General features: G+C 30.5%; 22 protein-coding genes and 3 pseudogenes. 7 read left to right on the forward strand and 18 right to left on the reverse strand.

All coding sequences use genetic code 11. The features are described 5' to 3' along the window. Positions 1-217 precede the first annotated feature (217 nt). The 4 genes and pseudogenes from DYE57_RS09740 to DYE57_RS09755 all read left to right on the forward strand — a co-directional run bounded on the left by DYE57_RS09740 (position 218) and on the right by DYE57_RS09755 (position 2908). Positions 218-1090, forward strand: coding sequence for an undecaprenyl-diphosphate phosphatase (locus DYE57_RS09740; protein WP_115313851.1), 873 nt, complete (start codon positions 218-220; stop codon positions 1088-1090). A 310-nt stretch (positions 1091-1400) separates the two neighbouring features. Continuing rightward, positions 1401-1855: pseudogene (locus DYE57_RS09745) on the forward strand (hypothetical protein); the annotation flags it as partial. Positions 1856-1881: 26 nt separating this feature from the next. Continuing rightward, positions 1882-2331: a YaiI/YqxD family protein gene (locus DYE57_RS09750; RefSeq protein ID WP_115314141.1), complete on the forward strand. Its 450-nt coding sequence runs from the start codon at positions 1882-1884 to the stop codon at positions 2329-2331. 10 nt (positions 2332-2341) lie between these two features. Beyond that, positions 2342-2908, forward strand: a complete 567-nt coding sequence (locus DYE57_RS09755; RefSeq protein ID WP_115313852.1) for an LOG family protein — start codon at positions 2342-2344, stop codon at positions 2906-2908. 157 nt (positions 2909-3065) lie between these two features. Here the strand turns inward: DYE57_RS09755 and DYE57_RS12625 are convergent, their stop codons facing one another. From DYE57_RS12625 to DYE57_RS12445, 6 genes are all read right to left on the reverse strand, one after another. Further along, positions 3066-3188, reverse strand: a complete 123-nt coding sequence (locus tag DYE57_RS12625; RefSeq protein ID WP_256728391.1) for a hypothetical protein — start codon at positions 3186-3188, stop codon at positions 3066-3068. A gap of 677 nt (positions 3189-3865) precedes the next feature. Next, positions 3866-4429, reverse strand: a complete 564-nt coding sequence (locus tag DYE57_RS09760; protein ID WP_115313853.1) for a GNAT family N-acetyltransferase — start codon at positions 4427-4429, stop codon at positions 3866-3868. A 125-nt stretch (positions 4430-4554) separates the two neighbouring features. After that, positions 4555-4851, reverse strand: a complete 297-nt coding sequence (locus tag DYE57_RS09765) for a hypothetical protein (protein WP_115313854.1) — start codon at positions 4849-4851, stop codon at positions 4555-4557. Between the two features lie 200 nt (positions 4852-5051). Next, complete coding sequence (locus DYE57_RS09770; protein ID WP_115313855.1) at positions 5052-5393, reverse strand: SA0632 family lipoprotein; 342 nt, start codon at positions 5391-5393, stop codon at positions 5052-5054. Positions 5394-5465: 72 nt separating this feature from the next. Beyond that, entirely contained in the window at positions 5466-5705 is a 240-nt protein-coding gene (locus tag DYE57_RS12440) for a GNAT family N-acetyltransferase (protein WP_256728393.1), read from the reverse strand. 12 nt (positions 5706-5717) lie between these two features. Beyond that, complete coding sequence (locus DYE57_RS12445) at positions 5718-5906, reverse strand: hypothetical protein (protein ID WP_232619652.1); 189 nt, start codon at positions 5904-5906, stop codon at positions 5718-5720. Between the two features lie 141 nt (positions 5907-6047). Between DYE57_RS12445 and DYE57_RS09780 the strand changes: the two genes are divergently transcribed. After that, positions 6048-6728 carry a DUF1129 family protein gene (locus DYE57_RS09780; protein WP_115313856.1) on the forward strand — a complete coding sequence of 227 codons (681 nt, stop codon included), beginning with the start codon at positions 6048-6050 and terminating at the stop codon, positions 6726-6728. Between the two features lie 60 nt (positions 6729-6788). Here DYE57_RS09780 and DYE57_RS09785 read toward each other — a convergent pair whose 3' ends face one another. The 6 genes from DYE57_RS09785 to DYE57_RS09810 all read right to left on the reverse strand — a co-directional run bounded on the left by DYE57_RS09785 (position 6789) and on the right by DYE57_RS09810 (position 11773). Continuing rightward, on the reverse strand, positions 6789-7277 hold the full coding sequence (locus tag DYE57_RS09785) for a DUF456 domain-containing protein (RefSeq protein WP_115313857.1): 489 nt from the start codon (positions 7275-7277) through the stop codon (positions 6789-6791). Between the two features lie 6 nt (positions 7278-7283). Continuing rightward, positions 7284-8492 (reverse strand): sugar efflux transporter, encoded by a 1209-nt coding sequence (locus DYE57_RS09790; RefSeq protein ID WP_115313858.1) that lies wholly within the window; start codon positions 8490-8492, stop codon positions 7284-7286. Positions 8493-8580: 88 nt separating this feature from the next. After that, positions 8581-9432 carry a LysR family transcriptional regulator gene (locus DYE57_RS09795; RefSeq protein WP_115313859.1) on the reverse strand — a complete coding sequence of 284 codons (852 nt, stop codon included), beginning with the start codon at positions 9430-9432 and terminating at the stop codon, positions 8581-8583. 106 nt (positions 9433-9538) lie between these two features. Continuing rightward, positions 9539-10123, reverse strand: a complete 585-nt coding sequence (locus DYE57_RS09800) for a ribonuclease FAU-1 family protein (protein WP_165417909.1) — start codon at positions 10121-10123, stop codon at positions 9539-9541. A gap of 299 nt (positions 10124-10422) precedes the next feature. Continuing rightward, positions 10423-10608, reverse strand: a complete 186-nt coding sequence (locus DYE57_RS09805) for a hypothetical protein (protein WP_115313861.1) — start codon at positions 10606-10608, stop codon at positions 10423-10425. A gap of 19 nt (positions 10609-10627) precedes the next feature. Continuing rightward, positions 10628-11773 carry a globin domain-containing protein gene (locus DYE57_RS09810; protein ID WP_115313862.1) on the reverse strand — a complete coding sequence of 382 codons (1146 nt, stop codon included), beginning with the start codon at positions 11771-11773 and terminating at the stop codon, positions 10628-10630. Between the two features lie 170 nt (positions 11774-11943). On the opposite strand from DYE57_RS09810, the pseudogene scdA reads away from it, so the two are divergent. Further along, positions 11944-12618, forward strand: a pseudogene (scdA, locus tag DYE57_RS09815) (iron-sulfur cluster repair di-iron protein ScdA). An 80-nt stretch (positions 12619-12698) separates the two neighbouring features. Here scdA and DYE57_RS09825 read toward each other — a convergent pair. The 5 genes and pseudogenes from DYE57_RS09825 to DYE57_RS09845 all read right to left on the reverse strand — a co-directional run bounded on the left by DYE57_RS09825 (position 12699) and on the right by DYE57_RS09845 (position 17750). Continuing rightward, positions 12699-13175 (reverse strand): cupin domain-containing protein, encoded by a 477-nt coding sequence (locus DYE57_RS09825; protein ID WP_115313865.1) that lies wholly within the window; start codon positions 13173-13175, stop codon positions 12699-12701. After that, positions 13175-13891 (reverse strand): YebC/PmpR family DNA-binding transcriptional regulator, encoded by a 717-nt coding sequence (locus DYE57_RS09830; protein ID WP_115313866.1) that lies wholly within the window; start codon positions 13889-13891, stop codon positions 13175-13177. The genes DYE57_RS09825 and DYE57_RS09830 overlap by 1 nt, the downstream gene beginning before the upstream one ends. A 264-nt stretch (positions 13892-14155) precedes the next feature. Further along, on the reverse strand, positions 14156-14515 hold the full coding sequence (locus DYE57_RS09835) for a transcriptional regulator, SarA/Rot family (protein WP_115313867.1): 360 nt from the start codon (positions 14513-14515) through the stop codon (positions 14156-14158). Positions 14516-14630: 115 nt separating this feature from the next. Then, complete coding sequence (locus DYE57_RS09840; RefSeq protein ID WP_115313868.1) at positions 14631-16805, reverse strand: helix-turn-helix transcriptional regulator; 2175 nt, start codon at positions 16803-16805, stop codon at positions 14631-14633. Between the two features lie 277 nt (positions 16806-17082). Then, a pseudogene (locus tag DYE57_RS09845) lies at positions 17083-17750 on the reverse strand (Bax inhibitor-1/YccA family protein). A 411-nt stretch (positions 17751-18161) separates the two neighbouring features. Between DYE57_RS09845 and DYE57_RS09850 the strand changes: the two are divergent. After that, complete coding sequence (locus DYE57_RS09850; protein ID WP_115313869.1) at positions 18162-18962, forward strand: LysM peptidoglycan-binding domain-containing protein; 801 nt, start codon at positions 18162-18164, stop codon at positions 18960-18962. A 227-nt stretch (positions 18963-19189) separates the two neighbouring features. Here the strand turns inward: DYE57_RS09850 and DYE57_RS09855 are convergent, their stop codons facing one another. Next, the gene (locus DYE57_RS09855; protein ID WP_115313870.1) at positions 19190-20200 is read right to left on the reverse strand and encodes an inorganic phosphate transporter; all 1011 of its coding nucleotides are present in this window, start codon (positions 20198-20200) and stop codon (positions 19190-19192) included. Positions 20201-20210 lie beyond the last annotated feature (10 nt).

A 20210-nucleotide genomic window follows, 5' to 3' on the forward strand; every position in this document is an offset into this window, starting at 1 on the left:
ACTTCACCTACTTTCATTATAAAACGTTTGTGAAATTTTTAAGTACTTCCGCTCAATAAGACTTTCAACATATTGATTTAAATACTAAAACAATCATTTTTATAAGACTTTAGTCTAATTTTACAGTTAACTTCCCCTATTATAATTTTTATGTGCTATGATTATATGGTATTTTGGGTAAGTAATATATTATTAGTAATGAGAAAGTGGGTAAATTATGGTTTTACTTGAATTAATAAAGGGCATTATTTTAGGTATCGTGGAAGGACTCACTGAATTTGCTCCTGTATCTTCGACAGGACACATGATACTTGTTGATGATATGTGGTTAAAGTCGAGTAAATTTTTAGGCGAACAGTCGGCTTTTACATTCAAAATTGTTATACAACTAGGTTCAGTATTCGCAGCAGCATGGGTATTCCGTGATCGTTTCTTAGAAATTTTACATATTGGGCATCATAAACCAGAAACTTCAGCCACAGGTCAACTTCGTTCACAACCTAAACGTTTAAACTTAATGCATGTTTTAGTGGGTATGATTCCAGCTGGTATTTTAGGATTTTTATTTGATGATTTAATTGAGAAATATTTATTTAGTGTTCCTACTGTCATGATTGGTTTATTCTTAGGCTCAATTTATATGATTTTAGCTGATAAATATTCTGAAAAGGTTCAACAACCACAAACAGTAGACCAAATTAATTATTTCCAAGCATTTGTGATTGGTATTTCTCAAGCAATTGCAATGTGGCCTGGTTTCAGTAGATCTGGTTCTACAATTTCTACAGGTGTATTGATGAAATTAAATCATAAAGCGGCTTCTAATTTCACATTTATTATGTCTGTACCGATTATGTTAGCAGCAAGTGGGTTATCTTTATTAAAGCATTATAAATATATTCATATAGCTGACATTCCCTTCTACGTATTAGGATTTTTAGCTGCATTTATCGTTGGTTTAATCGCAATTAAGACATTCTTACATTTAATTAATAAAGTAAAGTTAGTTCCTTTTGCCATTTATCGAATCCTTTTAGTTGTCTTTATCGCAATTCTTTACTTTGGTTTCGGCATCGGCAAAGGAATTTAATAAAGAACCACTGGGATTTTCAATCCCTAGTGGTTCTTATGCAATGGACGCGAATTCATTGAAATCCTTTTGAAAATACAAAGTATTTTCTTAATACTTCTTATATAATGATGACTCAACTATTGTCATTTTTTGATTAAAATCAAATTTTTAATCTCTTATATACTTACACTAGCTAAATCTATAACTGGCTGGTGTTTTTTAATTTATACACTCAATATGAATTCATAACGATCGACTAGTAACAATCGTTTATTTTCATGTATCAAAGGGTATCGAAAAGAATAGTAAAATAATGGAGGCAACGTGTATGGACAAAAAGAAACTCATTAAAACTCTAATTAATGTATTACCCATCGTCATTGTACCGTTAGTGACTGAACGTAAACGTATTAAAGAACATCCAGATGTACAAAAAGTGACTGATACAACATCTAAAGCTACGTCAAAAACTACATCTGTTATTTCTAATAAAGTTTCAGATGTAAAAGAATATGTCGGCTATAAAAAGCAAGAATTTGATAATAAACGTGAATTCAAAAAATTTCTAAAGAAAATGATCCTGCCTATATTGAGAAAAAAGGTAAAAAGTTAGCTAAACAAAATCGTAAAGAAGTTAATAAAATGAACAAAAAACTTCAAAAGAATATCGAAAAGCGCCATAAAGAAGAAGCAAAACAACGCGAAGAAGCAGAAAAAGCTAGAAAAAAAGAATTCAAAAAATACCAAGATTACGTGGTTGACAGTGTAGTGAAACAAAATAAAAACAAAGATCTCTCTTGTTCATAGACATGTCAACTTACGTAATTATAGATGGCGATGCTTGTCCTGTTGCTAATTCAGTCATTGAATTGACGAAAGGGATAGGCATTTTTGTTAAAGTGATACGAAGTTTCAGTCACTTTTCACACCAAATTCAACATGGACATGTTAAAACCTTATATGTTGATGATGGTCCCGATGCTGTGGATTACAAAATAGTTCAGCTTGCTAGCAAAAATGATATCGTCATCACACAAGATTACGGACTTGCCAGTCTACTGATAGACAAAGTGCATACTGTCATGCATTATAAAGATAGTATCTATCGTTCGGATAATATCCAAAATTTACTAGATCAAAGACATCTAAATGCTCAAATTAGAAAACAAGGTAGACTCCATAAAGGTCCCCCTCCCTTCACAAAAGAAGATAGACTTAGATTTGAACATGCTTTTAGAAAAATAATTTATCAACTTTAGGAGGCTCAATATGAAAAGAATTGCAGTTTATTGTGGCGCAAGCAAAGGTAAAGACCCTTCTTATGTTAGAGAAGCATATGAATTAGGAAAATATATGGCTGAACAAGGTTATGAACTTGTATTCGGAGCAGGATCAGTCGGCATTATGGGAGCTATTCAAGATGGTGTACTTGACCATGGCGGTAAAGCAATTGGTGTAATGCCTAAGATGTTAGATGAAAGAGAAATAACAAGTCAAAAAGTAAGCGAATTAATTTTAGTAGATTCTATGCACGAACGTAAAAATAAAATGACTGAGTTAGCAGATGCTTTTGTAATGGCTCCAGGTGGTGCCGGTTCATTAGAAGAGTTTTTTGAAATGTACAGTTGGGCACAAATTGGTATACATCAAAAACCTATTGGTATATTTAATTTAAATGGATTCTTCGAACCACTTCAAAACTTAATCAACCATATGATAATGGAAGGATTTATTGATGAAAAATATCAAAAATTAGCTCCTCTATATGATACTAAAGAAGCACTTATTGAAAGCCTCAATCATTACCAACCACTTGGTATACGTACATATGATTAAATAGATATTGAATAAATTAAAAAAATAGAAGAACCCACAAATAATTTCATCTAAAGAAAACATTTGTGGGTTTTATTGTCAGTATAATTATTAAATTAGTTCATCCTTTCATTTAACTTATAACCAAGTCCTGTGTTAATTGGTTTTTGATGTTTAATTACCCTATATATTTTTTATTAACATTAATCTTATCATTCTTTGAAATATACTTATTATAATTCCATCCACTACTAAGTACGATAGTATCTAAATCAGTTACTTTTTTATCTGTTTTCATCAAACTTACATTCCTCAATAGAGATAACTTTACTATCTGATTTCAAACGACTGTATCCATCAAGTTTTACTGGAAAACATTGTATTTATAAAACTTTGCAAATTTTATACTAGGGGTATGCTTTCATTCCACTATTGATAATTATTTGTATATCCCAAACATACTCGGCAACTTTATTTCTGTCTTTAGTATTTTTATAATAAGCAATAAAATTGGATTCAGTCTGTTTCTTTATTTACGGGTTTCCCCAATCATGGCATCGAATTGTTAATTGAATTCACCCCCTTTTAGTTTCATCTTTCTCCATAAATGAATATCCCCCTAAAATAATAGCTAAACACAATATTAAGCCTATAAAATTTTCTGCATACAGCTCTTCTATAATATGTAAATACTTTATATTTTAAATAATATTAGAATGCAGGCAACAAAAAACATCTAGTTCTAACAATTTTTTAATGAAGAACTAGATGTAACTCCCTAAACATAAATCTATAGAATTTATACATAATTTATTTAAACGGTTAAATTTTAAGCTTAATAACTAAAATTAATCGCACTTACGAAGGTAATACATCGTAATCAATGTTTTTCCATAAAATTCTAAATCAATTCTTTTAATAGCTGATAGTTGAACTGATAAGCTAAAAATTTCTGTATCACTCATGATTGCGTAAGAACTACTCACCTTCACTTTGTGAAGGAAGTAGTTCTATATAATATCTAACATGTCGTTTGAGGGGATGGTATTTACTTAGGTTTGGGAATTCGAAGTTATCTAAGAAAGTCATTCCAATTTTTTCCATGACTTTCCTAGAAGGTAAATTGTTCTCAGAAGTAAAACTATAAATTTCTGTAATTCCTTTTTCTTTAGCATATTTTATTACAGCTTTTGCGCCTTCTGTTGCTATGCCATTTCCCCATACTTCAGGTATTAATCTCCAACCTATTTCATAGAATGGCAATTCTTTAAAAGGATATTTACTACCTTTAGGTATGTAATTCACACCAATAAAACCTAGCCATTCTCCCGTTTCCTTAAGTTCTACAGCAAATAAACCAACACCTTTTTCTTTTAAAATATCATCCATCCTTTGCATATCTATCTCTGACCGACGATAACTCAGTAAACTAGGAAAATATCTGCGTACTTGGGGGTTAGCGTTCATTTTTTGAAAAGGTAATAAATCTTTATCTTCCCAATCTCTCAATCTCAAACGTTCAGTTTCAATATAAACTACCATGTTAAACACTCCATTTTACCGAAAATGCTTATTTTGTCTATATTTTAATATAAAATTAACGCGTTATGAAGTTTTTAACTCAACTCAAACCGCGCTAAATAATCAATACTTATAAAAATAATAGCCTAATCTTTAGAAATATAACTAATTAATTCAACATGTACTGGAATTTCTTTAAGACAATCACGTTGGTCTTTTGGTGCTGTAAATGTTGCATCAATAAAATCATTTTGGTTATTTAAGTGATATGTTGCAACAAAAGTATCTGTACCTGACTCAAAATTTGGTAAATGTGCAATCACACGTTTTATTTCACTCGTTGAATTTACAATTGTACGACCAGTAATATTTTCTAACTCACGACCTAGTTCAGGAAGGGTTAACTTTTTACCTTCTAAAATATCAAAATCTTGTTCATGCATCGTTCATCTCTCCTCTTAAAGATGTGAGATATTCACCATCTTACTTTATTTTAAATTCACACTTATCATTTATTAATACTATTTAATCCTAATTTATCAATAACCATACCCTTATCAAAGTCCCATCAAACGTTCGAGTTTATGATATGTATTAATGAGATTGATTATTAGTACTAATACTTTGATTTGCTGAATTACTCTTAGCATTTTTGTTTGATGGTTGATGATTGTTCTGAATTATGTGTTGATGCCTTGTTTAATTGATTGTCTTTACTAGAATTGGAATCACTCTTTTGATTGTCTTTGGAAGATTTACTTGATGAATCTTCAGATGGTAATTCATTCACATCCTTTTGAAGACTATCTTGTTTATCTTTAAGTTTATCTTTCTGATCTTGTAAATCTTTCTTTTGTTTTTTTAAATCTTTATTCTCTTTCTCTAATTGATCAATGCTTTTTTCTAAAGAAACTTTTTCGTTACTTTTACCACATGCTGTTAACATTAAAGTTGAGGCTAAGAGTAAAGCTAACCATTTTTTCATGATAGACTCCTTTGTATGTACTTATAAATACAATTTATTTTAACATGCTTTTTTAATTTAATCATTTTTTACCTATAAATTTTTAGTCATTTTAAGATGCGCCGTTTGATAACCTAACTTTTGATTGAGCGCTATCATATTATCATTATTATTTCTCACAGTAACCTCTATTGCTATTGCTCCAACATCTTTAGCCCATATTTCAAGATAACGTTTTAACTGAGTTTCAATCCCCTGCTTTCTATACTTTGGCACAACATATAACACTTCTATTTGTACAACTTTCATTTGTGATTCATAATGTCCCCAAATAAATCCTTTGAATCAACTATTACCTTCACATACCACTATCTTATCATTTGTATATTTTAATCTTACGATAATCATTTCATATCTTAAAGTAATGGATGTTGCGATTACTTGATAATTCAACCCATCTTCAGCAATCAAATTCTCATGTACTGATGTGATTTCATTAATCCACTTGTTATCTTTAAGAGAAACACATCTCAATATTAAGTCACCTCTGTTGCTAATGAAATTTGTTGCAGTTCTATGATATGATTAGTCATATTAACATGTCACTTATATCACTTTATAACTTTGCAGTTTCACTCTTATTTTTTATAGAGAATGAAGGAGCACGGAATTATCATGAAATCGACAGCGCAATTAACAAAAGAGAATAATGCAAAATCGCTACGTCTTAATAATACTGATCGCGAAATATTCGAAAATTACATGACTTACGTGCGTGCCGACTTAAGTGTTAATCCACATGATTCAGAACTTATGCTTAATCACACTTTAAAACATTTAATTCGCGCTGAAGATACTGGAATGCTGGCAATGGAATTCTTTGATCATGATCCTAAAGCGCATGCCAAAAAGGAAATTAAAGCACTCCCAAATGAAACATTTAAAAATATTTTTAAATATATCACTCATAATTTTATCTTTTTAATAGGTATCTTCTGTTTCTTAAAAGGATTAATTGGTTTTTTTATAGGTGGAGATAGTAACTTTTTATATTTCTATACATTTCCAATTACTGTTGTTATTGGACTTTTTATTATTTTCTTATTCATATGGATGAGTTTTAAGACCATACAACTTCAATGCTTTAATAACTCCTATTGGATATGGTGGTTAACATATGGAATAATAGCTTTACTCTTAGTCGTCGCGCTCTTCTACGTATTTTTTATACCGCAATCATTTTTAGCTTTTGGCCCTTATATTAATGTAAGTAACTGGACTTTCATCATTATTGCTATGATTATCACACCCATTGCTTTTTATGTTAATCATTATTTCTATAATAGAGATAGCTAATACACGGATTTAAAAAAGACTTACTCTTAGAACACTTCAACCAAGGGTAAGTCTTTTAATTTAATTTATTAAAAATATATCCACAACAAACCATACTACCATTATAAACATAATTATTCCTTGAGCTACGCTACTTGCTAAAAAGGCTATCACCGAGCCAAAACTTACTTTAAAAGCATGCACAATGTCAAATCCTTGAATTAATTCAACAATAAATACAGCAACAAATGGAACGATAATGATGCCAAATGGCGGAAAGACAAAGCACCCCACTATAACTCCGATAAGTGCGATATACTCCCCAATTTTAGTACCACCAAAACGACTAACAAAATACTTATTCATCACAAAATCTGCGATTAGAATAAAAATTGTGAAAATAGTCACCGCAACATAAAACACCCATGATAAACGACCATCATGAAACCCAATTTTATAAATTAAAAAACCTACCCATAACATTAATAATGATGGAATGATAGGTTTAATTAAACCAACAAAGGCTAAGATAAATGCTAAGATGATAAGCACCCACAATACTACTGTCATTTTTATCTACTCCACATCTTCTTTAGTAATTTTTTGGTCTTTCGTGAAAAATATCAATATCATGCCTAATAAAATTGAGCTTGCTGAAACAAAGAATACATTTTCCAAACCAACCCAGTGACTCATTGCACCACCTAATAAATTCCCACACAATTGCCCTATCACCATAGCATTAGCAAAAAGTGTAGAAGCATAACCTGGTAAATCAGGCAAAATATCTTGAAAATAACTAATACCTAGTCCCAATAGTATAGCCAAAAAGATGGCTAAACAAACTTGTCCTACTAGCATCATATAAAAGCTTTTAAAAATGCCTATACTAAAGTAAAACGCTCCGCCAAATATCGAACCTGTAATAAGTAGCGCTCGAGTAGATAATTTAGCAGATAAAATACCTAATATGACCATAAATGGTACTTCCAACCCTGCGCATAAACTAGCTAAGTATCCTACATAGCTATCTTTTTCATGTAAGTAATCAGTTACAAATAATGGCATATTCATTGTGTACATCCATTGACCAATGTGCAATAGAATAAATGCGATAAATGGTATAAATAGTGATTGATCTTTAAACATATTGGGTGCTGACTTTTCAACATGTTGTTGATCAGATATTTGATTTTCAATTGGTAAATTTTTATAAAAGAATACTTGCAAAATTAATGTAAACAAAATAATTGCTACTGTTCCACCAAATAAACCCGAATACCCTTTTAATTCAATTAATTGTGAACCTATGAAAGGTCCAAATAAAAATCCTAGTGAAAACATAGAACGCAACACAGTATTTGCAAACTTTGCTCGATCTTTGGAACTAGAAATGTTAATCGATTCTCTTGCTGAAGCATATAATTGAGGCATCGCAGGCGCAAATAAACCTTGGAATAAGGCATACAAAATGATAAATAACCATATCTGATGAATATAAAAGTATATTGAAAAACTAATTGCACCCATCAATAATGCAGTGATAATTAATACTTTCCTATTGATATTATGAGTATCGGAAAATCTAGCTATGATTGAATTAACTGTAAACTGACTTATTGCAGCCAGCGCTAGTAAGACACCGTATTGTGTTGTGGTCATACCTAAATCTTTTGTAGCAAATAAAACTAAGAAAGGTACTGTAACAGCTATGCCCATACCAAGTAATAACATATTTACAACAAATAATTTGTAGTTCTTTATTTGTAATAACGCTGTAAACATCGTGTCAACCTCTATTCTATCTTAAAAATTGCTTTGTATTATTCTATCAAAAAACGTATCAAATGGCGTTTCTCATTGCATCAAATTATCATATAAAATTCAACATTAAATTAACAAAAGAATCAACTTGAGGAAGTTGTAGCATACTCGCGTCGTAACTCATATATGTCGACCGGATAAGTGATTCTTTATCAATCTTTACTTTCTCAAATTCAAACATATTTTTATCAATATTTTTCATCATAATTTCTGGTAATATCGTGACACCTACACCACTCAATAACATTTCTTTACATGTAGCAACTTGATCGACAGTGATTGTTGCATGATAATCTAGTCCTAAATTGTCGTTATACCATTGCTTTATTTGATTGATATAAATAGGATCAGCTTGAAATTCAATAAATGGTAATTTTGTCACTTCTTCTTTACGATCTTTTGGATAAATGAAATAATGCTCATCGTTGAATAGATGTATGTTAGTTAAGTTCATTACTTTATTACCACGTGTAATCATTACATGATAATCTCGATGATTTGCTTTAATTTGTTCAGTGGAACCTACCTGTACTTGTATTTCTACATTAGGAAATTGAGTGTTATAAAGACTCAACACTTCAGGTAACAATGTTTGTCCAATAAGAGATGAACACCCTATTGAAATTGTGCCGTTAACCTCACCAATATGCGCTTGCATTTTATCAAAAAATAACCGTTCTCGCTTTAACATATCTCTCGCATGCTCAATAATCATTGCACCTTCTGTTGTGGTAATCAGTTGCTTCTTAGTACGTATAAATATTTCAACTCCAAAAGAACTTTCTATTGCTTTTAATCGTTGAGTTACAGCTGGTTGCGATATATATAATATTTCTGCTGCTTTTCGCAAAGTTTTTGTTTCATCTAATGTTATGAGTAAACGGTAATCATCTATTTTCATAGCGTCCCCCTATTATATCTGATCTACAATCTTTGCTATGATTTTTAGCTTTAATAATCTTTTATTCTAACTAAATTTTTACTTTAAATTATATTTAATGTCGGCGCTATTTGTGTTTAGGTTTTGATTTAAAAGGCCGTTTGTACTTCATCTTTTGAGCTTTACGATTAATCTTATTGTAACAGTGCATCACTTTTTCTTGGAGTTCGGAAAAGTTTTCTTCAATTTCAATCATTAGTTGATGGGCTATAATGTAAGCTTCGTGGTATTGCTTTTTAGAAATTTGTTTATTTTGCAATGCGTACATTAAATCATCTTCATCAACCAGTTCGTACTCTCCATTAGGTAGTACGAGGACATCCAAACATAAATCTATTGTTCGTGCGTTTCCCTTTTGAGTAATATTCTTTATATTAATATCGAAATAATATTCTAGCGGATTCCCCATATTATCAAACATAACAGTTATACTATATCGCTTTTTTTCTGGTAGTATTTGTAACCATTTATAATTGTCATCTGCGACTATTATGTTTTGTCCAACTACCGTCACCTCTAAAGGCTCACGAACCTTTTTCATCGTGACCAAGCCTATAATACCTTTAAATCTATTATTATTAACTTTAACCTCTGTATATTCTCTCTCTATCAGGCGACGCCAGTGACGTTTGTCTATATATTTTACTTTCACAGTCACCAACTCCTTGCTTTTATTATATTAAACTGGTTTATTAATGTCATCTTATGTCTTAGATAAATGACGCTTACATAAATGTGCTCATTAAATCATTAAAACTATTTTACTATAGATTGATGTATTTTACTTAAAATAGATAGAAATACTATGTTTTGATATATGCATACTGAAATTTTATAAAAAATAGATGTAAGTACAAAAAATCAAGTAACGAGTGACAAAGTCATTAACTCTGTCACTCGTTACTTGTTAGAATATAAATTTTATTAATGATGAGACAATTATTTAAAACTCTATTGGGCTTGATGTCGTTTTTTCTTAATAGTTAAGTACTTTAAACCTAAAGCAAATAAACCGTAGCCTAAAATACCTTGCATCAATGATTTGCACAAGGCTTTATCAGTTGTTAGACGACCAGAAATAAACGTACTTACTATATAAAGAAAAAATACTTTGACATATCTTGTATTTATTTTCATTGTATGACCTTCTTTAAAATTAAACTTGAACACTTAAACGTGGAATAAATGTTTCGAAATGAACATGATTCATATCGTAATTTAATTCTTTAAGAGAATTTATAATTGAATGTAAGAAACTTGTACCACCACAAATATAAATTTCTGGTTGTTCACTTAAATATTGTTCTAATTCTTTAGTTTCTAAATAGCCTTCTTTATCATTTACATGTAAATGTAAATGAGCTTGTTCATGGTTTGCTGTAATATCATTTAGTTTTTGAGCAAATGGACGTTCATCTTCAGTTACAACCGCTTGAATCATTTGGGTTGGAATATTTAATAAAGACGCTTTTTTATACATTGAAACTAATGGTGTCATACCTACACCTGAACCAATAAACAATTGAGGTCTTTCTGTATTTTCTATTGAAAAACCACCAACAGGAGCAGATAAATTAATCATGTCACCTTCTGATATTTCATCATGTAAAATTGTTGAAACTTCACCCTCATGTTCAGTAGTCACATCTCGTTTCACACCAAATACTAAGTGATTATCGTCTCCATCTACAATTGAATAATGACGTTTAGCTCTGTATGGTAACTTTTCACTAGAAACATCTACGGTGATGTATTGACCTGGTTCGAATTGACTTAGATCATAATCATTAGATTCAACAGTGAAAGATTTGATATCACTTGTTTCTTGTGTGATATTTGTGATTTTAAATGGTTTAAAACCTTTCCATAACATTTGGTCGTAAATATCTTGCTCTAATTTGATAAATACATCTGCTATATCACCATATGCTTTTGCCCATGTTTGAATAACTGGGTCATCACTTTCTAAACCTGTCACATCTTGAATTGCGGCTAGTAAATTTTCTCCTACGATTGGATAATGTTCCGGATACACTTGTAAAGCACAGTGTTTATGTGCTACAGGCATAATTGCTGGTTTAATTGCACCTAGATTATTGATATTCATTGCTGCAGCTAAAACCGCTTGTGCTAATGCTGTAGATTGCATACCTTTCTTTTGGTTTGTTTGGTTAAACATATTTAATAACTCTGGGTGAGCTTTAAACATCTTCGGATAGAAAATTAAAGTAATTTCAGTTCCTTTATCTTGTAATAATGGTACAGTTTGTTTGATTATATCTTGCTCTTGTTCAGTTAGCATGATTCATTCCTCCCTCTTTTTTAATTATGGTAGGAATCATACTTAATTTCAAAGGATGAATTTATGAATTGTAAACTTTTTTAAAATTATTGAATATTTTATGAAGTTTATCTTTATGATTGATTCAATATTTTAATTTTCAATTATACTGAAATTTAAGGAGGGTTATTATGATTAAAAAAGAAGATATTGTTGCCGATGTTGTAATAGATTATCCTAAAAGTGCAGATATATTTAGACATGCTGAAATAGATTTTTGTTGTGGTGGTCAAGAAAGTATTGCTTCTGCTGTCAATCATAAACTAAATACTGACTTAAATTCTTTATTAAATAAGTTGAATAATATAGATATTGCAGAAAGCAATAGTACAATTAACCCTAAATTTTTAAATGTTGAATCACTTATTCAGTATATACAATCAGCTTATCACGAAACACTTAGAGAAGAATTTAAAAATCTTACGCCTTACGTGACTAAATTAGCAAAAGTACATGGTACTCGTCATCCATATTTATTAAAAGTACAAGACGTATATCATCAATTTCGAGAAACTATGTTAGAACATATATGTAAAGAAGATGAAAAAGACTTTCCCAAATTAATTCAGTATAGCCAATGACAAGATGTACAAGACATAAACATCATTTCAGAAGATTTAATTACTGACCACAATGAGGCGGGACAATTATTACGTCTTATGAATCAAATCACATCTGATTACCAACCACCTGAAGAAGCGTGTGGAACTTGGAAACTTGTTTATCAAAAACTACAAAACGTAGAACGTCAAACACATCAACACGTACATCTTGAAAATCACGTGTTATTTAAAAAAGTGAGTTAATTCAATAAGTCTTACGCACTAATTTAAATAAAGGAGCCGATGTTTTAAAACATCGGCTCCTATTTAATAAGTACATTCGTTTAATCGGCTTGGGATATAGCTAATCTTTTTATTACCCTTTTAAATTGAGGATATTGATGATTCAAGTATTCTTGTGTCAAAAGTTCAAAATGCTCATATTCAAATCCTGGTTGACACATACATCCTACAAGACTATATCTTTCTGTTCCATCTGAAGAGGAAGCAAAAATAGTCCCTTTAGGTACACAATATTGTAAGAAATCATCGCGCTTTATATCTCTACCTAATTTAACAGTATGATATTTGCCTTTAGTTGTTATCATATGAATCGTTAACGTCTGGCCAGCATGATAATACCATACTTCATCTGCATCGATTCTTTGAAAGTGTGATATATCATGATGTGTTAATAGAAAATAAATACTACTAAATGCAGCTCTTCCTTGGCTATCGTCTCGAATCGTTTCTTTAAAGTATCCGCTTTCAGGATGTGCAACTAATTCCAGTTGTTGAATCCATTCGTTAGCTGTCATCATTATTTTAAATCAACATTATGGAATACATTTTGAACATCTTCTAAATCCTCAAGTGCATCAACTAATTTTTCAAAAGTCGCTTGATCATCTTCAGATAATTCAATATCAGTTTGAGGTAACATTTCAAATTCAGCTACTTTAAATTCTTCAACACCTGCTTCGCGTAGTGCATCTTGAACTTGTGCAAATTGATCTGGTTCAGCATATACAATTGTTAAACCATCATCGTCAACAACATCTCTAACATCAATATCTTGTTCCATTAGCGTTTCTAAAACGTCATCTACCGATTTACCTTCAACACCAAATGTTGCTGTATGGTCAAACAAATACGCGACTGAACCTGATACGCCCATGTTTCCACCATTTTTACCAAAAGCCGCACGCACATCTGATGCCGTACGATTTACATTATTAGTTAAAGCGTCGACAATTAACATTGACCCGCTTGGACCAAATCCTTCATATCTTAAATGATCATAATTCTCTTCGCCAGCACCTTTAGCTTTACCAATGGCTCTATCGATAATATGATTAGGTACCGAATATGTTTTAGCACGTTCTAACACTAATCTTAATGCTTGATTTGAATCTGGATTGGGTTCACCTGATTTTGCTGCTACATATATCTCTTTACCAAATTTGGCATATATTCTACTTGTATTTTTATCTTTTTGGGCTTTTTTCTCTTTAATGTTGTTCCATTTACGTCCCATATTGTCATCTCACTTTCGTCATCTATGTTCTATATTATATATTTAGCTAGAACGTTTGTAAAATCTCATCAGCTGTGGCAAACCATTGCTATATCAATCTTTTAAACACCTTAATGTTTCTATAAATTTCAACTGACTTTTTAATTATTACATAAAAAAACTGTCATCAAAGACACTTTTCTGACGACAGCAAACTTTTTAGACATATTGTTTTAATTTTATTAAGTGTCGATAAAACTTTAAAAAATATCGACACTCCCTTAATTAATGACTTAAGAATTTTTCAACATCTTCAAATAAAGCATTAAACTTTGTAACGTTATCTTCATTCATATATAGGAAAATTTTCCTTTCATCTTTGGTTGACCTTACTTTGCTGAGTTTATCTTTATCAATTAATCTACGAATCGATACTAAAAGTTTAGTTCTACTTAAGTCTAATTCACTAATAGCCGTTTTTAAAAACGATTGCATTAGTACCTGTTCTTCAAAGCAATACTTTTTGGCTAAATATAGTACAGCAAGATCATTTAATGTCAACTTATATTCTTTATCTATATATCCTGATAACGCTTTGTAATGTTTGTAAAATTCTAGTAGCTTATTTAATTTTTGTTCATTCAAGACATGCACCTCCAAATATAAGTAGACAATGTATAATATCATTATCTTAAATATACAAAGGCTTGTCTTTGATATTTGTTTTTAATCGTTTGTCAAAATTACGAACAAACACAATTTAAGTTGTGCTACGCATTTTAAATACGTTATCTTGCTTATAGATTTTAATAAGATAAACAGCATTATATTTTAAGCTCACTTTCAATGGACTCTTTCTAAAATCATGCCCTATAATCTTTACATAAGGCCTAAAATTATCTTCAACTTTCATTAGAAACGGTGTTGACCATTTATATTTACTACGTAATTCTGGGGAAATAATGTGATTGATATTACCACTTTCATCATCTATCTTCGCAATAACGCAGATATACTCATCCGTTAAACTTTTATTATCAAAATTAATATAGACATCTACATCATTAAAATCATCAACACTAGACTCACTTTCAATTACACGCCAATCAAATAGATATAATAAATAACGATCAGTATCTTCAGTGATATTATAAAATCGTTGTTCAACTTTAGTTTGATTCATCATCCAACTTAAATCATTAAACACAAGACCAAATGTTATTTTAAAACCATTTTTATCGAATAAATGTACAGCATTAAATAAATCAGGATGTGAAAATAAATTTAATCCAAAACCTGCAAAATTATCTTTTAGCTTAGCTACAGAACGATATAACAAAGGTGCACTATTACTTAAATCTATTTCTTCGTTATTCAGTAGCTGATGATTGACTAAATTTAAAAACATTAACTGCTCATTGTTAAAATCAAACTGGTTTAAGTGATCTAAAACATTTTCAAGTTGCAAAATATTTTTTAAAAGTAACCCTTCATTATTATCAAGTAAATAAGGAGAAGCTAAACGTGCATTATCTATATAAAGATAGTCGAACTTTAATCTCTTAATTTGTAATTCTAGTGTTTTAAATTGAACTGGGTTATCTAACATACAGGTTATATCTAGTCCTATTTTATAATTGATTTGTAAGTTTTGCATTTTTAGTAAATTACGATAGATTTCCCTAATTCCTTTTTCATTTAAATTAAAAATAAATTGAACATTATAGTGGGTCACTAAGTTTTTATTAGCCTTTTTTAATTGTTCGAGTGCATGTGAAAAACTTTGATTTAACTTATTAATTCTCTCAATGTTTTCAACATTAAATGCAACATGTAAATGATTTTCAATAATTACCTTACTAATCTCAATCTTTTCATCCTGAGTTAATTTGTGACTATAATGTGCTAAATGTGGCATGATGCAAAAGATAACATTTGAATCTTTGATACCTATTTTTCGAAATAACCCTTCTAAAAATAATAGTTTTATTTCTTTTATTGAATTAATTTGAATTACTGAATGAAACGTAGAAGCTCCTTTAGAATGATATTCTCCTATAATAATTTCATCATATGTATTTAATATGTTATGAGGCATCACTGAGCATATTAATTTTTTTAAATACTCTTTGAGTTGGTGAGATATCTCGTCATCTGAACAACCATTGCACTTATTATATTTTTTCATTGTACGGTACTCATTAGGTGTTACACTCAAATAATTTTTAAATTGTTTCGAGTACGTTGAAGCATTGCTAAAACCTAAGGTAGCACTTATTTCACTAATTGTTTTATTTGAGGTAAGTAGCATTTCTATAGACTTACTTATCTTTAATGTATCCACATATTTCTTAAAACCCATTCCTAACAAAAGATGAAATTGTGAAGATAAATTAGATTTAGATATGTATAACTTATTAGAGATGTCCTTTAACGTTAATCTTTCACTTATGTGATTATATATATAATCTAGCTCATCCTTTAAATCCCCATAAAAAGCATACATGTATTGATCTTCAGCTATTTTTTTATCAATACTAGCCTCTTTTTCAAGCAAATGAACTATTTCATTTATGATTTCAAGTTCTTTATCCACATTGTCATCAAGATAGTTAAGTGCAAATTGTGCTATTAAATCTTTGATTTCATTTACAGATTTAATTAAGTCAGCAGTATAGTGGTAATCGAAGAAAGAGTACCCTAATTCTGTAAACCAATCACTCGAAATATAGATTTCTAGAGTAATCCCGTTATCATTGATTCCAAACACATCCATATTATTAACAATGTATAATTCATCCGTTAACGTTCTGTGTTTTCTGAATTGCTGAAAATGCATACTTCCCTCTATAGGACAAAACAATATTAATCCATCCTGACATCGAGTAGTAGCGTATTCATCTTTAGCAAGTATATGCAAACAGGAATTTGTCATATCTTTACCTCTTTCCCTAATTTAAATAACCTTTAAAACTTACTGTCGTTCACTTATAACAATCAACAATTTAACACAATATGAAAAATGCATCAAAAGAACAAATAAATATATAATCATTTATTTTTTATGTATCTATTCCATCTAATTATAACGTATATAAAAAAGATGTGTTGTGAAAACAGTCCTAAGATAAAAACGTTTAAGACTTAAAACGTTCTCATTGCAGAGGAACACGACCACATCTTGAATACCATATTATTATATGTTTAACTACTTAATTTTTAAAGCGATTAGCTAAACTAAGCGTATCTTGTATTATATTTAATAAATTGATAAACAAATTAAATCCCATTTCTCTAGCTGAGAATTGACCTCTTTTCATCCTATTAAAATCGTATAACGTATAAAGTAAAAATAATAAAAAACTGATGACTGTAATAATTGTATGAAACACTGGATTATGAATAAAAGTACCAATTAAACTTGCAATAATAAGTGCAATTAATGTTACAAATAGATATTTGCCCATACTAGATGCATCATTAATCAAGAAGTACCCTATGATTCCAAAAGCAATAAAAGCACCTATAGCAAGTAAAATATTTTTATAAAAAACTTCCGCACCTAAATTCTGTAAGTACGTCGTAAACAATGCATAAGAAAGTAAGCCAATCACAATAGTATAAATATAAGAAATGATTAATCCATATTTACGTGCGTGCTTGCGTGCTTAATAAATAAAGTAGCTAATAATAAGACTAACAGCCCAATTGATAAAGGTTTCCTCAATGACATGGGGACAAATTGACCAAAGTAGCACCCAATGCCAAAGATAATCCAATAATACATAAAGAATAGCCACACTTTTCCATATGCATGAGATTGATGTTTAGCCTCTGATTGACTGTTCGTATCATTTACATGTTGTGGTGTATGCGACATAAGAGTAACTCCTTTTCAAAATAAAAAATATTAACAAATAAAAGTTTACAATATTATTTGAAATTTCAAAAGTATTTAGTTATTAAATTCTAAATATACAGAAGTTTTCGAAAATTTTATGAACTTAACCGTGATATTGTTACAATTTATATAATTTTCTTAAATCATCATTAATTAATCACCCCTTTGAAATGCTGTAGTATCAAGTTTTAAGCGTAATAGATTTCGTTAACACTAAATGTTAACAATATTACAAGATAATAACAAAGCACACAAACACAATTATTTTTGTTAGTATGGGGTACGTAGTAGTAATGTAAAAAAGTTAGGATTATTGTAGGAAACTTGTGGGGACAATTGTCTACATAATAAAACATAGTAATTTATTTATACAAATAAGGAGGAGTTACTTTGAAAAAGTTAGCCTTTGCAATAACAGCCGCTTCAGGTGCAGCAGCAGTTCTATCTCATCATGATGCTGAAGCTTCTACACAACATAAAGTTCAGTCAGGAGAATCTTTATGGAGTATTGCTCAAAAGTACAATACTTCAGTAGATAGCATTAAGCAAAACAATAATTTAAATAATAATATGGTGTTCCCAGGACAAGTTATTAATGTAGGTAGAAGTGGTTCACAAAGTTCTAGTTCAAACACTTCTTCTGGTTCAGCTTCCTCACACACTGTTCAAGCTGGAGAATCTTTAAATATCATTGCGAATAAATATGGTGTATCAGTTGACGCTTTAATGAAAGCCAACAATTTAAATGGTTATTTAATTATGCCTAACCAACAACTTACTATTCCTAATGGTGGATCTGGTTCAGGTTCAGGTGATGTTGCTACTCAAACCGGTAGCAATTATAATTCACCTACATTCAACCATCAAAATTTATATACTTCTGGTCAATGTACATGGTATGTTTTTGACAGACGTTCACAAGCTGGTAAACCAATTAGTACTTACTGGTCAGATGCTAAATATTGGGCATCTAATGCATCAAATGATGGATACCAAGTAAACAATTCCCCTGCTGTTGGTTCAATCATGCAAAGCACACCTGGTCCTTATGGACATGTTGCTTATGTTGAACGTGTCAATGCCGATGGTAGTATTTTAATTTCTGAAATGAATTATACAAACGGACCTTATAACACAGATTATCGTACAATTCCAGCTTCAGAAATATCTTTATATGCATATATTCATTAATTAATATACAAAAATAGTACCGACAAGGAACTCTATCCTTCCTTGTCGGTATTTTTTATTCGTACTTTTCTCTTTAGTATACGTGTTTAAAAGTTTAAAAATCATCAATATGTTCTAAACATAAAAGAAGCCACTCCATGGTTGATGATTTCAAACTTTATTGAGTGGCATTTTATTTAGTTATATAACATAATCTATTATAGCTTATTGTGATATATGTTATATCTTTATTTTAAGAATAGATGAAGAATAAAATAAATAATACCTGCTAATACCGCAGAAATTGGTAATGTAATAACCCATGTAATAACCATTCGCTGTGCCGTGCTCCATTTAACACCTTTTGCACGGTTTGAAGCCCCTACACCTAGAATAGATGAAGACACAACATGCGTAGTTGATAATGGGAAATGTAACGATGACGCTACGAAAATTGTAAGTGCTGAAGAAAGGTCAGCAGCAGCACCATTGGCAGGACGAATCTTCATGATATTACCACCAACTGTTTTGATGATTTTCCAACCACCTACAGCCGTACCTAACCCCATAGCTGTTGCACAAGCGATTTTTACCCACATGTGTGGCTCAACACTTGAACCATCTTGTAAGTTACCTACAATTAAGGCTAAAGTGATAATCCCCATTGATTTCTGAGCATCATTTGTACCATGTGAAAATGATTGTAATGCTGCAGTAAAAACTTGGAAAAATCTAAAATTACGATTCGCGCGTGTTAAATTAGAATTTTTAAACACAATCTTAACGATAGAGTACATAATGAAACCAACACAGAATGCGATAATAGGCGAAATAATTAACACTATAATTATTTTTGTAAAACCTTGATAATGTAAAACAGCAAAAGATCCTTGAGATGCTATAGCTGCACCAGCAATAGACCCAATTAACGCATGTGATGATGAACTTGGAATACCATATAACCAAGTGACTAAATTCCAAATAATTGCTGCAAGAATAGCAGCTAGAACTACCACTAAACCGTGTTGTAACTTGAATGGATCAACGATATCTTTCGTAATGGTTCCAGCAACACCTGTAAATGTTAAAGCACCAACAAAGTTCATAATTGCCGCTAACAAAATAGCTCTTCTTGGTGTTAAGGCTCTTGTAGAAACCGCAGTTGCAACAGCATTGGCAGTGTCATGGAAACCATTGATAAAGTCAAATACTAATGAAAATATAACTATAGCTATCGTGACGATTAAAATATATGACATAAATGAGGAC

The sequence above is a fragment of the Staphylococcus saccharolyticus genome (assembly GCF_900458815.1).
Classification (GTDB): Bacteria; Bacillota; Bacilli; order Staphylococcales; family Staphylococcaceae; genus Staphylococcus; species Staphylococcus saccharolyticus.

Excerpts from the sequence above, each read along its gene's own strand:
- DYE57_RS09840 (WP_115313868.1), bottom strand. The coding sequence starts at position 16,805 with ATGACAAATTCCTGTTTGCATATACTTGCTAAAGATGAATACGCTACT.
- DYE57_RS09740 (WP_115313851.1), top strand. The coding sequence starts at position 218 with ATGGTTTTACTTGAATTAATAAAGGGCATTATTTTAGGTATCGTGGAA.
- DYE57_RS09765 (WP_115313854.1), bottom strand. The coding sequence starts at position 4,851 with ATGCATGAACAAGATTTTGATATTTTAGAAGGTAAAAAGTTAACCCTT.
- DYE57_RS09855 (WP_115313870.1), bottom strand. The coding sequence starts at position 20,200 with ATGTCATATATTTTAATCGTCACGATAGCTATAGTTATATTTTCATTA.
- DYE57_RS09770 (WP_115313855.1), bottom strand. The coding sequence starts at position 5,393 with ATGAAAAAATGGTTAGCTTTACTCTTAGCCTCAACTTTAATGTTAACA.
- DYE57_RS09755 (WP_115313852.1), top strand. The coding sequence starts at position 2,342 with ATGAAAAGAATTGCAGTTTATTGTGGCGCAAGCAAAGGTAAAGACCCT.
- DYE57_RS09790 (WP_115313858.1), bottom strand. The coding sequence starts at position 8,492 with ATGTTTACAGCGTTATTACAAATAAAGAACTACAAATTATTTGTTGTA.
- DYE57_RS09785 (WP_115313857.1), bottom strand. The coding sequence starts at position 7,277 with ATGACAGTAGTATTGTGGGTGCTTATCATCTTAGCATTTATCTTAGCC.
- DYE57_RS09795 (WP_115313859.1), bottom strand. The coding sequence starts at position 9,432 with ATGAAAATAGATGATTACCGTTTACTCATAACATTAGATGAAACAAAA.
- DYE57_RS09805 (WP_115313861.1), bottom strand. The coding sequence starts at position 10,608 with ATGAAAATAAATACAAGATATGTCAAAGTATTTTTTCTTTATATAGTA.
- DYE57_RS09780 (WP_115313856.1), top strand. The coding sequence starts at position 6,048 with ATGAAATCGACAGCGCAATTAACAAAAGAGAATAATGCAAAATCGCTA.
- DYE57_RS09810 (WP_115313862.1), bottom strand. The coding sequence starts at position 11,773 with ATGCTAACTGAACAAGAGCAAGATATAATCAAACAAACTGTACCATTA.
- DYE57_RS09760 (WP_115313853.1), bottom strand. The coding sequence starts at position 4,429 with ATGGTAGTTTATATTGAAACTGAACGTTTGAGATTGAGAGATTGGGAA.
- DYE57_RS09750 (WP_115314141.1), top strand. The coding sequence starts at position 1,882 with ATGTCAACTTACGTAATTATAGATGGCGATGCTTGTCCTGTTGCTAAT.
- DYE57_RS09830 (WP_115313866.1), bottom strand. The coding sequence starts at position 13,891 with ATGGGACGTAAATGGAACAACATTAAAGAGAAAAAAGCCCAAAAAGAT.
- DYE57_RS09825 (WP_115313865.1), bottom strand. The coding sequence starts at position 13,175 with ATGATGACAGCTAACGAATGGATTCAACAACTGGAATTAGTTGCACAT.